Raw genomic sequence first — 12,976 nt, forward strand, 5'->3', positions numbered from 1 at the left:
TAAATCAAACTGCTGCATTTTTTTTGATGGCGCTTTGCACATACTGGCCATTTTTAGGGTAGGGCCCTAATATGTGTTTAAGCCATTGGTTATCATAAATCTCAAGCTTTATTGGGCTTGACTGTGCGCTTATAGCTAATTGTGAATCGAACAGATTTTTTAAGTAACGTTCAACATGGTATTGAGTCCTAAAACCAACAGCAGATTGTCGTTTTATTATCGCAGGCGTTTTTAGCGCAGCTTGTTGTAATAAAAACTGATTTTCATACAGACGAGTTCTAACTTCATTGATTGTAATATCAGGGTTGTGCTTTAAATAAGCACGATGCATAAAGTTAATTTCATCATTGCTGTATTGTGTAAATGATGCCATTACTAGGGAGTGGTAAAACACACCTAGTAATGTAATCACTAAAATAGCCATTTTTTTCATTAGCGAGCAACCATGGCGTGGTTTAATAAGTGCACCACCATTGCTATTGCATGGGGCACGACCTGCTTAGCTATATTAAGGCGATCAAAATGCTCTTCTGAGTTGAGTACAATCCCACCTTGTGCATAAGAAAATGAACCGCCTTGAGTTAATAATGGGCGAACATCTTGGCTATTTTTATCTAAAGGCGAGAACGTTTGCATTGCTTGAGTAACGAGTGATAAATTGTTGAGCTGCTCTTGGTCATAGTAATCGTTTACCCAACTTTCCCAGCTAGAATGAATTAGATCTGATGTGGTCCACGTGTGGTGAGGCTGTAATAAATCAGTAGTATGGAACACAAACCCTAATACTTGCGGATTGCCGCTCTGTAAGTAACTTTGATACCAATATTGCCCTAAATTATCGATAGGTTGAAATGGCATTTCTTCAAAGTCGTCGTACATAGAATAGGTTGAGTTACTATCGATTCTATAGTGAGATTCTGTTACACCATAACTGTTTTATTTTGAAGAATCGGCATTAAACCAACCTGTTTCACCCCCTTTACCATCATCAAGATAGTCACCTTTAAGCCAAGCAGACGCAAGATTATCAATCGTGCCCCAAACAGTGAGCTTGTCATAATTATAACCACCAAAATCGTTACCATGTTGGTTTGCACCTTGGGTATGATTTTGAAAATGCCAATAGCTTGTATATTTAACTATGCTTTGCGCTGCTCCCCATACAGGCGCTTGAACACACGAACCTGTGATTGCACCACAGAAAAAAGTGTCTTCAAAGTCATCTGCATCATAAGCAGCTTGTCCAAGCAGCTCGGCTAATTCAGAGATTGTCAGATTGTTTTGTGCAGCGTACTGCCCGTAGGGCTGCATATTCAGTACTAGTTGGGTGCTGCTGCATATAGTTAACAGCATCAAGAACAATACGTTTGTGAGTTTCTTGACTAAAAGCTTGAGCTTGGCTTGTACTCAGTAGTAAAAGTGTCGCTGCAATTAATTGTTTTTTCATTTTATTCTCATCATAGTCTGGAGTAAGAGATGCAATTAAAAAATAAGCTCATTACACTGACACGATAAACAGATTAAACATTTAAGTAACAACATTACCTGTATTTGGTACTTTAATATTAACTATCAAGGGTGTTGCCGCCAATTGACGGCATTTGTATTTATAGCTCTTCAATACTATTTAAATAGTGGCTAGCTTGATCTAAAGTTTCTTGGCGTAATGATTCATCTTGTTTATCCCAATTGCGATAAATCATGCCTATTCGTGGATTTTTTTCAAGCCGCTCTCGGTGTGTTTGCATAAATTGCCAATAGAGGCTATTTAACGGGCAAGCGTCTTTTCCTACTTTTTCTTTCACCTTATATTGGCAGCTTTTACAGTAGTCGCTCATTTTATTTATATAGTTGCCGCTAGCCGCATAAGGCTTGGTAGCAATGATGCCATCGTCAGCAAATTGGCTCATCCCTCGTGCGTTAGGCATTTCTACCCATTCAATAGCATCGATATAAACACCCAAATACCACTCATCCACTTCATCAGGGTTAATAGCGGTTAGTAAACAAAAATTACCTATTACCATTAAACGTTGAATATGATGGGCATACGCGCTGTCTAAGCTTTGTGTTAATGAGTGGCTTAAGCAGTTCATTTTTGTTTTACCATTCCAAAAATAACGTGGCAGTGCACGGGTTGCATTAAGCTGGTTTTTGTTAGCGTAATCGGGCATGTTTTTCCAATACACGCCACGCACATATTCGCGCCAACCCAGTACTTGACGAATAAAGCCTTCAACCTGAGAAATAGATATTTCATCTTGGCGTTGTTGGTATTCTTTGACCACACGGTCGATAACATAGCGAGGATGTAAAATTTTGGCATTTAACGCAAATGATAACCGGCTGTGATAAAAGGTATCTTTATCAGGGCATTGATCTGTCATTGCATCTTGAAATTGACCAAAACGGGGAAGTAAATGTGCACAAAAGTGATCAAGTGCGCTTATTGCTTGTTTACGGGTTGTTGGCCAGCTTAATTGGGTTTCTATTTGCCCAAAGTATTTTATTTTATGTTTATCTAAACGCTCAATGATGGTGCTAACATCATTTTTAAATAATTTGGGTTTGGGGATATCGGCTAAATCGCTTTTTGAAAACTTATTACGGTTATTAGCATCAAAATTCCATTGACCGCCATGAGGTTTGTCATCATCCATTAAAATATCAAACTGCTTACGCATTGCCCGATAAAAATGCTCCATAGTGACGTGTTTATCTTTTTTAAAGCGTTTGTCTATATCGTTAAATGCCAATAAAAAATGCTCGCTGTCACAGGCAGTCACAGCTAATTCGCTGTTAGTGGCAAAGTCGTGCAGTTGTGTTTTTAAACGGTACTCATCTGGGTATTGATATTCAATTGAGGTGCATTCATGCTGCTTAGCTAATCGAGTTAAAAGAGCGGGTAAGTTATCATCGACTTTGGTGTCATCTAACGTTAAATGCAAAACGTTAAAGCCAGCATCTTTTAAGGCGTTAGCGAAGTTTTCCATGGCTTTAAAAAAGGCTGATATTTTTTGTACGTGATGCTTTACGTACTGCGCTTCTTGCATGAGCTCGGCAATAACAAACACGGTGTCATCGGATTTATCTTTAAACCAAGAATGAGCGGGGTTTAGCTGGTCACCTAAAATTAGTTTTAAGGTTTTGAATTTTTTCATAATGAGCCAAAATTATTTTTATACGCAGTATTTTAAAAAGCGATCGATTTCTACATGTCGTTTTAATCATAGAGCAAAGCAATAAACAGCATTGCTTTTTTTATCAACTTATTACTTATTATGGTTGCTAATTTAGTGGCACATCCTTATAATAGTGGCATTGTTTAGTAGATTATAAAATTTACTAACAGCGATATTAAGTTATTAACTTTTTATCTATTGGCGCGGGATGGAGCAGTCTGGTAGCTCGTCGGGCTCATAACCCGAAGGTCGTTGGTTCAAATCCGGCTCCCGCAACCAATCTTAATAGTAGGTTTAAACTTACTACTTTATATCGCGCATTCTAAGTAATGCGCGTTTTGCGTTTAAGCTAATGAAGTTTAATTTGGTCAGGGTACTGACTCGCAACCAAGCTTGGCCCTAGGCCACACAGTTTTGCGTTTTTTGGTGTGACGCCCCGCTTGGTTCGGGGCGTTGTTGTATCTGCACCGTTTGATTTAATGTTTATCGATTAAATCAAAATTTAAACTCAGTATTTTAGGGCTATAAGCCCTTTTTTTGTTTGTATGGAGGATTTTCGTGACAAAACTTGAACAAGATTTAGTAACCATGTTAACGCCTGCAGTAGAAATGCTAGGCTTTGAATTACATGGTCTTGAGTTTGTACAAGCGGGTCGCCATTCTACCTTAAGAGTATACATTGCTCATGAGGATGGAATTTCAGTTGACAACTGCGCAGATGCAAGTCGTCAAATTAGTGCGATTTTAGACGTCGAAGACCCGATTACAAACGAATATGATTTGGAAGTGTCGTCTCCTGGTGTTGATCGTCCATTATTCAAACAAGATCACTACGAGCAGGCGCAAGGAGAGGAAGTACGCGTGCGTACTAAGCTTCCACAAGACGGTCGCCGTAATTTTAAAGGCGATTTAATAGCAGTTAGCAGCGATATGATCACACTATCTAGCGATGGTGCAGAGCATTTAATCATGCTTAGTAACATTGAACGTGCGAACATAATCGCAAAGTTTTAATTCGAGTGCGAAGGAATAGGGCAAGCGAGGCATTACCCATGGCAAAAGAGATATTATTGGTTGCTGAAGCCGTTTCCAATGAGAAAGCGGTTCCAAAAGAAAAGATTTTTGAAGCTCTAGAGTTCGCATTAGCGACAGCGACAAAGAAAAAGCATGATGGTGAGATTGATGTACGTGTTGCAATTGACCGTAAAACCGGCGATTACGATACATTCCGTCGCTGGCAAATAGCTGAAGTTTTAGAAGATGGTTCTTTAGAGAATCCATACAGCGAAATCACGTTAGAAGCTGCTCAAGTTGAAGAACCTGACTTGAAAATGGGCGACTACGTAGAAGAGCAGATTGAATCAATTAAATTTGACCGCATAACAACACAGATGGCTAAGCAAGTGATCGTACAAAAAGTACGTGAAGCAGAGCGCGCCTTAGTCGTTGAAGCATATAAAGATCAAGAAGGCGAGCTGGTAACGGGTGTTGTTAAAAAAGCAACCCGTGATGCAATCGTACTTGATTTAGGTAACAACGCAGAAGCGGTTATTTATCGTGACGACATGCTGCCACGTGAAAACTTCCGCCCGGGTGATCGTATCCGCGGTCTTTTATATGAAGTGAAGCCTGAAGCACGCGGTGCACAATTATTTGTAACCCGTTCTAAACCAGAAATGCTGATGGAATTATTCCGCATTGAGGTGCCAGAAATTGGCGAAGAAATGATTGAATTACGCGCTGCAGCACGTGATCCAGGTTCACGCGCTAAAATCGCGGTTAAATCTAACGACAAGCGTATTGACCCTGTTGGTGCGTGTGTTGGTATGCGTGGCGCACGTGTTCAAGCGGTATCGTCAGAACTTGGCGGTGAGCGTGTTGATATCGTGCTTTACGATGACAACCCTGCACAGTTTGTTATTAACGCAATGGCACCAGCAGAAGTGGCTTCAATCGTAATGGATGAAGATACACACTCAATGGATATTGCTGTTGAAGCTGATAACTTAGCACAAGCTATTGGTCGTAATGGTCAAAACGTACGTTTAGCAAGCCAATTAACTGGCTGGGAATTAAACGTAATGACCGTTGATGAAATGCGCGCTAAGAACGAAGCTGAGTCAGATAAGTTAATTAACTTATTTACTGAAAACTTAGATATTGATGACGAATTTGCATCATTACTTATCAACGAAGGTTTCTCAACACTTGAAGAAGTTGCTTATGTTCCGGCTTCAGAGTTTTTAGAAATCGACGGCTTAGATGAAGAAACAGTGGACGTATTACGTTCACGTGCAAAAGATGCATTAACAACGAAAGCGCTTAAAACGGAAGAAAGCTTAGAAGGCGCTGAGCCTGCTGAAGACTTACTTGCGCTTGAAGGCTTAGAGCGTCATTTAGCATTTGTTATGGCAAGTAAGGGTGTAGTAACACTTGAAGACTTAGCTGAGCAAGGCATTGATGAGCTTGTAGATATTACAGAGCTATCTTCAGAGAAAGCGGGCGAGCTAATTATGGCTGCACGTAATATTTGTTGGTTTGCAGACGAGTAATTTATTAACGGAGGTATTAGAGACTATGGCAGAAGTAAATGTTGAAAAACTAGCCGGTGATATAGGTACAACTGTTGATAAATTACTACAGCAGTTTTCACAAGCCGGTATTACTAAACAAGCAGGCGACAATGTAACTGAAGCTGAAAAAGCGACGTTACTTGATCACCTAAGCAAGCAACATGGTGGCACGGGCTCTGAAGGCCCTGCTCGCATGACATTGCAACGTAAGAGCAAAAGCACATTAAGTGTGACGGGCTCTACGGGTAAAGCAAAAGCTGTGCAAGTTGAAGTTCGTAAAACACGCACTTATGTGAAAAAAAGTGCTGTTGAGCAAGAACAAGAACAGCAACGTCTAGCCGCTGAAGAAAAAGCACGTCTTGAAGAGCAACAAAAAGCTGAACAAGCCGCTGCTGAATTAAAGGCAAAACAAGAGGCAGAACGTAAAGCAAAAGAAGACGCTGATCGTAAAGCCAAAGAAGAAGCTAAACGCAAAGCAGATGCTGAGCGTAAAGCGAAACAACAGCAGATGACCCCTGAGCAAAGTGCTAAGTCTGAGAAAGATCGCATCGAAGCTGAGCGTCTGCAAAAAGAAGCAGAAGAGGCCGCATTGAAGAAAGCTGAAGAAGAAGCGAAACGTCAAGCAGAAGAGGCAAGAAAGCTAGCTGAAGAGAACTCAGCACGCTGGAAGAAAGAAGAAGAAGAACGTAAGAAACGCGAAGAAACCGCGGATCACCACCTTACGACTTCAACGTACGCACGTGAAGCAGAAGATGTAGCTGATGCTCGCGAAGAGCAAGGCTCTCGCCGTGCGAAGAAAAAGAAAAAAGCGCCAGCAAAGGATAAATTTGCAGCGTCTAAAGGTAAAAAAGGTAAGCTAAAAGCGCCAGCGTCATTACAGCACGGTTTCCAAAAACCAACGGCTGATGTTAAAAATGAAGTGCGTATTAGTGAAACAATTACAGTTGCTGAGCTTGCATCACGCATGGCGGTTAAAGGCGCTGAAGTTGTAAAAACTATGATGAAAATGGGTGACATGGTTACTATTAACCAAGTTATTGACCAAGAAACTGCGCAACTTGTAGCAGAAGAAATGGGCCATAAAGTTATCATCGTAAAAGAAAACGAATTAGAGCAAACAGTACTTAATGACCGCCATGAAGATGGTAAGTCAGAGCCACGTGCGCCAGTAGTAACTGTTATGGGTCACGTTGACCACGGTAAAACATCGACGCTTGATTACATTCGTTCAGCTAAAGTTGCATCAGGCGAAGCCGGTGGTATTACACAGCACATTGGTGCATACCACGTTGAAACTAACGGCAATATGATCACTTTCTTAGATACTCCGGGTCACGCCGCATTTACATCAATGCGTGCTCGTGGTGCAAAAGCGACTGATATCGTAATCCTAGTGGTTGCAGCTGATGATGGCGTAATGCCACAAACTAAAGAAGCGGTACAGCATGCTCGCGCAGCTGGCGTTCCTTTAATTATTGCTGTAAACAAAATGGATAAAGAAGGCGCAGATCCAGATCGCGTTAAAAACGAACTAGCTCAGCTAGACGTTATCCCAGAAGAGTGGGGCGGCGATACACAGTATGTTCATATTTCGGCTAAAACTGGTTTAGGTATTGATGACCTGCTAGAAGCTGTACTAATGCAATCAGAGCTATTAGAACTAAGTGCGCCGACCGAAGGTATGGCAGCAGGTGTTGTTATTGAATCACGTCTTGATAAAGGCCGTGGTCCTGTTGCGTCTATTCTTGTTCAGTCAGGTACGCTTAATCAAGGTGACATTGTATTATGTGGTCTTGAATATGGTCGTGTTCGTGCAATGCGCGATGAAAACGGTAAAGACATTAAGTCTGCCGGTCCTTCTATTCCAGTTGAGATTTTAGGCCTTTCTGGTATTCCAGCTGCAGGTGATGAAGCCACAGTAGTTAAAGATGAGCGTAAAGCACGTGAAGTTGCACTTTACCGTCAAGGTAAGTTCCGCGATGTTAAACTTGCTCGTCAGCAAAAAGCGAAACTTGAAAACATGTTCTCTAACATGGCTGAAGGTGATGTGTCTGAAGTTAACATCGTACTTAAAGCCGATGTTCAAGGTTCAATTGAAGCTATTTCAGACTCACTAACTAAACTTTCTACTGATGAAGTAAAAGTGAAGATTGTTGGTTCAGGTGTAGGTGGTATCACCGAAACAGACGCAACACTTGCTGCGGCATCAAATGCAATCGTAGTTGGCTTTAACGTACGTGCTGATGCATCTGCGCGTAAAGTAATTGATGCTGAAAACTTAGACCTTCGTTACTACAGCGTAATCTACAGCTTAATCGAGGAAGTTAAGCAAGCTATGTCAGGTATGCTTGCTCCTGAGTTTAAACAAGAGATCATTGGTCTTGCTGAAGTACGTGATGTATTTAAATCACCAAAAATTGGCGCAATTGCTGGTTGTATGGTTACTGAAGGTACTATCAAGCGTAGCGCACCAATTCGTGTACTTCGTGATAACGTGGTTATTTACGAAGGTGAGCTTGAGTCACTACGTCGCTTTAAAGATGACGTTGCTGATGTTCGTAACGGCATGGAATGTGGTATCGGCGTTAAGAACTACAATGACGTTCGCGTTGGTGACCAAATCGAAGTATTTGAAACAGTTGAAGTACAACGTAGTCTTTAATTGTTATTAGGTGGTGTTGGACATTCAAGGTTGTACCTCGATAGCCCAACATAACCTATGCTAAGATTTTAAATGGGGGCTCAGCCCCCATTTGTGTATCCATTATTTAGTTAGCTTATTATTATTTTTCAATAAGTTATAATTTTAGGAAAGTGAAATGAGAGAATTTTCTCGCACTGATCGTGTTGCTCAGCAAATTCAAAAAGAAATTGCGGTGATTTTACAACGCGAAATTAAAGATCCGCGCTTGGGCATGGTGACAGTGTCTGCTGTAGAAGTATCGCGCGATTTATCTTATGCCAAAGTTTTCATTACCGTGTTTAACACCGAAGATGAAAATGCAGCCAAGCAAAGTGCCAAAGTACTTAACGAAGCAACCGGTTATATCCGTTCGTTGCTAGGTAAACGTATTCGTGCGCGAATCATGCCTGAGCTTAAGTTTGTGGTTGATAATTCATTAATGGAAGGGATGCGCATCTCTAACTTAGTGGACTCTATCATTCGTGAAGATAACGCTAAGCATGTTGATGATGAAACAGATAGCGAAGAAGGCACTAAAGACTAATGGCAAGACGCAGTAAAGGCCGTCCAGTTGATGGTATTTTGTTGTTAAACAAACCAGAAGGTATTTCATCAAACAAAGCACTGCAGCAAGCGAAAGGTATTTATTTTGCGCAAAAAGCGGGGCACACAGGTGCGCTTGATCCGCTTGCGACCGGTATGCTGCCTATTTGTTTTGGTGAAGCCACAAAGTTTACCCAGTTTTTACTCGATACAGATAAAACCTATGTTGTTCGAGCAAAACTGGGTGAACGTACTACCACGTCAGACTCTGATGGCGAAGTGGTCGAAACGCGTGATGTTAATGTTACTGCTGAACTGCTTACACAGGAAATTGCTAAATTTTTAGGTGAGTCAGACCAATATCCATCAATGTATTCAGCGCTTAAATATGAAGGCAAGCCTTTATATAAATATGCGCGTGAAGGCATAGAAGTTCCTCGCAAATGTCGAAAAATTAACGTATTTAGCTTAACGCTTGATGAGTTTGATGAGCAAGCTAACGAAATACAAATGACTGCCCATGTATCTAAAGGCACGTATATTCGTACTATTGTTGATGACTTAGGTGAAAACCTTGGCTGTGGCGCGCATGTGATTATGCTGCATCGTAGTGCTGTAGGGCATTACCCAGCAGATAAAATGGTCACACTTGAGCAGTTAGAAACGTTATTAAATCAAGCGAAAGAACAAGACGTTGCGCCTTCTACTTACCTTGACGAACTATTATTGCCAATGGATACCGCGTTAGTTGATTTACCTGTTGTGGAAATTACTAAAGAGCAGGGAATAGCATTTAGCCATGGTCAGGCTGTGGTGCTAGGTAAAGAATTACCTGAAGGTGCAATAAAAGTTCTGGCTGACGGAATTTTTATTGGTACTGGTGAACGTAATCCTGATGGCCACCTAAAATCAAAACGTGGCTTGTCTAATCAGCAACCAGAGTAAAGTTTAACTTGTAGTTATGCTGATAATTGGTAGAATACGCCCGCTTAATCGTTTTGGCTGAATTAGTGATCGGCTAAAGCACCTATTAAATTTAACTTTTGGAGTTATTATGTCACTAAGCAATCAAGAAAAAATCGATATCATTGCTAAATTCGCACGCGCTGAAGGCGACACTGGTTCACCTGAAGTACAAGTAGCATTACTTACTTTTGATATCAACAAGCTTCAAGGTCACTTTGCTGATCACAAGCATGACTTCCACTCACGTCGTGGTCTGCTTCGTAAAGTAAGCACTCGCCGTAAACTGCTTGATTACCTTAAAGGTAAAGATATCTCGCGTTACACTGCGTTAATCAAAGAGCTTGGCCTACGTCGCTAAGAACTTGATTATCAAAAAGGGAGCTTTTTAGCTCCTTTTTTTGTGCTCACATTTTCTCGTCTTCACCAGTACTTCTCAGTAAACCCCTTGAAATATCGAATAAAAGCCATACTGTTATCATTCACAAAGCGAATGTTTTTGGTATTGCTGTAAGCACTATTTTATCTCGGTGCTAAGCTCGCAATTTCACCTGACTTTGTTATATACTATGGCTCGTAGATAAAAAGGTTTATTTACGGTTATTTACATCATTGCCAATTGTAGTACTTAATTGATTTCCAACTGAATACAATTATGTACTGTAATTGGTACTTTGATGAAAACTTAATTAATACTAAAAATACATTTAAGGAATATTTTAAGTGCAAGCAATTATAAAAGAATTTCAACTAGGTCAACACACAGTGACGCTAGAAACAGGTGCTATCGCTCGTCAAGCAGACGGCGCAGTACTAGCAAGCATTGGCGACACGTCAGTACTAGTAACGGTTGTTGGTAAGCGTGAAGCTCAACCAGGTCAAGATTTCTTCCCACTAACAGTTAACTACCAAGAGCGTATGTACGCTGCTGGTCGTATCCCAGGTGGTTTCCTTAAGCGTGAAGGTCGTCCTAACGATGGCGAAACGCTAATTGCACGTCTTATTGACCGTCCAATTCGTCCACTTTTCCCTAATGGTTTTGTAAACGAAGTACAAGTTATCGCGACAGTTGTTTCTGTTAACCCTGAAATCCAACCTGATATGGTTGCGATGATTGGTACATCAGCAGCACTTGCTATCTCTGGTATCCCGTTCAGCGGTCCAATTGGTGCATCACGTGTTGGTTACATCAACGGTGAATACGTACTTAACCCGACACTAAAAGAGCTTGAAGAAAGCCAACTTGATTTAGTTGTTGCGGGTACTGATAACGCTGTACTTATGGTTGAATCAGAAGCAGACGTTCTTGCTGAAGACGTAATGCTAGGTGCGGTTGTATACGGCCATGAGCAATCACAAGCTATTATCAACGCAATCAATGAATTTAAAGCAGAAGCAGGCAAACCTACTTGGGATTGGACTGCACCTGAGAAAAACGTTGCATTAGAAGAGAAAGTAGCAACACTTGCTGCTGATAAAGTAGGCGAAGCTTACCGTATTACTGATAAAGTAGCGCGTAAAGAAGCATTAACTGCTGCAAAAGATGCGGTTGTTGAAGCACTAACAAGCGAGCTTGCTGAAGGCGAAACGCTTGATAAGCAAGAAGTAGGTAAAGTATTTGGTTCACTTGAGAAGAAAATCGTTCGTGGCCGTATCGCTGCTGGCGAAAAACGTATCGATGGTCGTGAACCAGATATGATCCGTGCACTAGATGTAATGACGGGCGTACTTCCACGTACTCACGGCTCTGCAATCTTCACTCGTGGTGAAACACAAGCATTAGTAACAGCAACACTTGGTACAGAACGTGATTCACAGTTAATCGACGATTTAACTGGCACGCATAAAAACCACTTTATGCTTAACTACAACTTTCCTCCATTCTGTGTAGGTGAAACGGGTTTTGTAGGTTCTCCTAAGCGTCGTGAAATCGGCCACGGTAACCTAGCTAAACGTGGTATCCAAGCTGTAATGCCAACATTGACTGAGTTCCCTTACTCAATTCGTGTTGTATCTGAGATCACTGAATCAAATGGTTCATCTTCAATGGCATCGGTTTGTGGTACGTCTCTAGCGCTTATGAACGCGGGTGTACCAATTAAAGCTTCTGTTGCCGGTATCGCGATGGGCCTAGTTAAAGAAGAAGAAAACTTTGTAGTACTTTCAGATATCTTAGGTGATGAAGATCACTTAGGTGACATGGACTTTAAAGTAGCGGGTACAACTAGCGGTATCACTGCACTACAAATGGATATCAAGATTGAAGGTATCACGCAAGAAATCATGCAAATCGCGCTGAAGCAAGCTAAAGCAGCTCGTTTACACATTCTAGGTGTGATGGACGAAGCGATTTCTGCCCCTTCTGAAGAGTTATCTATGTTTGCACCGCGTATTTACACGATGCAAATTCCACAGAAGAAAATTGCTGATGTAATCGGTAAAGGTGGCGCAACTATCCGTCAACTTACTGAAGAAACAGGTACTACGATTGAAATCGGTGATGATGGCACAATTAAGATTGCTGCTACAGATGGTGAAAGTGCTGCAAATGCAATTAGCCGTATTGAGCAATTAACTGCTGAGCTTGAAGTTGGGACTATCTACGAAGGTAAAGTTGTACGTATCGTTGATTTTGGTGCGTTTGTAAACATTCTTCCTGGTAAAGATGGCCTAGTGCATATCTCACAAATCAGCACAGAGCGTGTTAACAACGTTGCTGATCACCTTAGTGAAGGTCAAGAAGTTAAAGTTAAAGTACTAGAAGTAGACCGCCAAGGCCGTGTACGTCTAAGTATTAAAGAAGCAATGGAATCAGCAGCACCTGCAGCTGACGAGTCTAAAGACGCGTAATTGCTAATCTTTCATCCAGATAATTACTGGATAGTATAAAAAGGGGCTGTTTAGCCCCTTTTTTTATGCTTTAATGTTAGCAACCTATTATGTTCAAGACGTTAAGTAACATATAACAAGAATGAACCTTACAAGACAGCTTATGTCTTATCTATTTGCTACTTACCTCGGTATTAAGGATT

At 41.1% G+C, this 12,976-nt stretch carries 9 protein-coding genes, 1 tRNA gene and 1 pseudogene; 8 read left to right on the top strand and 3 right to left on the bottom strand.

From position 1 onward, the window contains the following. Positions 1 to 4: 4 nt before the first annotated feature. From MTN96_RS16330 to MTN96_RS16340, 3 genes and pseudogenes are all read right to left on the bottom strand, one after another. On the bottom strand, positions 5 to 433 hold the full coding sequence (locus tag MTN96_RS16330; RefSeq protein ID WP_248532234.1) for a hypothetical protein: 429 nt from the start codon (positions 431 to 433) through the stop codon (positions 5 to 7). Continuing rightward, positions 433 to 1,447 (bottom strand): annotated as a pseudogene (locus tag MTN96_RS16335) (phospholipase). The gene MTN96_RS16330 and the pseudogene MTN96_RS16335 overlap by 1 nt, the downstream one beginning before the upstream one ends. Positions 1,448 to 1,607: 160 nt before the next feature. Next, complete coding sequence (locus MTN96_RS16340; protein ID WP_248532235.1) at positions 1,608 to 3,161, bottom strand: cryptochrome/photolyase family protein; 1,554 nt, start codon at positions 3,159 to 3,161, stop codon at positions 1,608 to 1,610. Between the two features lie 223 nt (positions 3,162 to 3,384). Between MTN96_RS16340 and MTN96_RS16345 the strand changes: the two genes are divergently transcribed. The 8 genes from MTN96_RS16345 to pnp all read left to right on the top strand — a co-directional run bounded on the left by MTN96_RS16345 (position 3,385) and on the right by pnp (position 12,794). Continuing rightward, positions 3,385 to 3,461, top strand: a tRNA-Met gene (locus MTN96_RS16345). Positions 3,462 to 3,740: 279 nt separating this feature from the next. After that, positions 3,741 to 4,196, top strand: a complete 456-nt coding sequence (gene rimP, locus MTN96_RS16350) for a ribosome maturation factor RimP (RefSeq protein ID WP_008114543.1) — start codon at positions 3,741 to 3,743, stop codon at positions 4,194 to 4,196. Positions 4,197 to 4,234: 38 nt separating this feature from the next. After that, a complete protein-coding gene (gene nusA, locus MTN96_RS16355; RefSeq protein WP_013464535.1) occupies positions 4,235 to 5,734 on the top strand; it encodes a transcription termination factor NusA in 1,500 nt (499 codons plus the stop codon). Between the two features lie 25 nt (positions 5,735 to 5,759). After that, positions 5,760 to 8,417 carry a translation initiation factor IF-2 gene (gene infB, locus MTN96_RS16360; protein ID WP_036983180.1) on the top strand — a complete coding sequence of 886 codons (2,658 nt, stop codon included), beginning with the start codon at positions 5,760 to 5,762 and terminating at the stop codon, positions 8,415 to 8,417. Between the two features lie 157 nt (positions 8,418 to 8,574). Then, a complete protein-coding gene (rbfA, locus tag MTN96_RS16365; RefSeq protein ID WP_008467148.1) occupies positions 8,575 to 8,982 on the top strand; it encodes a 30S ribosome-binding factor RbfA in 408 nt (135 codons plus the stop codon). After that, positions 8,982 to 9,926: a tRNA pseudouridine(55) synthase TruB gene (gene truB, locus MTN96_RS16370; protein ID WP_013464537.1), complete on the top strand. Its 945-nt coding sequence runs from the start codon at positions 8,982 to 8,984 to the stop codon at positions 9,924 to 9,926. Before rbfA ends, truB begins: the two co-directional genes overlap by 1 nt. Before the next feature lie 109 nt (positions 9,927 to 10,035). Continuing rightward, positions 10,036 to 10,305, top strand: coding sequence for a 30S ribosomal protein S15 (gene rpsO, locus MTN96_RS16375; protein WP_006793376.1), 270 nt, complete (start codon positions 10,036 to 10,038; stop codon positions 10,303 to 10,305). Between the two features lie 362 nt (positions 10,306 to 10,667). Then, positions 10,668 to 12,794, top strand: coding sequence for a polyribonucleotide nucleotidyltransferase (gene pnp / locus MTN96_RS16380; RefSeq protein ID WP_248532236.1), 2,127 nt, complete (start codon positions 10,668 to 10,670; stop codon positions 12,792 to 12,794). Positions 12,795 to 12,976 lie beyond the last annotated feature (182 nt).

This window comes from Pseudoalteromonas sp. 2CM28B (genome assembly GCF_023161935.1).

What these genes read in the sequence shown, in the direction of transcription:
- MTN96_RS16330 (WP_248532234.1), bottom strand. Translation starts at nt 433, where the DNA reads ATGAAAAAAATGGCTATTTTAGTGATTACATTACTAGGTGTGTTTTAC.
- MTN96_RS16340 (WP_248532235.1), bottom strand. Translation starts at nt 3,161, where the DNA reads ATGAAAAAATTCAAAACCTTAAAACTAATTTTAGGTGACCAGCTAAAC.
- nusA (WP_013464535.1), top strand. Translation starts at nt 4,235, where the DNA reads ATGGCAAAAGAGATATTATTGGTTGCTGAAGCCGTTTCCAATGAGAAA.
- infB (WP_036983180.1), top strand. Translation starts at nt 5,760, where the DNA reads ATGGCAGAAGTAAATGTTGAAAAACTAGCCGGTGATATAGGTACAACT.
- rbfA (WP_008467148.1), top strand. Translation starts at nt 8,575, where the DNA reads ATGAGAGAATTTTCTCGCACTGATCGTGTTGCTCAGCAAATTCAAAAA.
- truB (WP_013464537.1), top strand. Translation starts at nt 8,982, where the DNA reads ATGGCAAGACGCAGTAAAGGCCGTCCAGTTGATGGTATTTTGTTGTTA.
- rpsO (WP_006793376.1), top strand. Translation starts at nt 10,036, where the DNA reads ATGTCACTAAGCAATCAAGAAAAAATCGATATCATTGCTAAATTCGCA.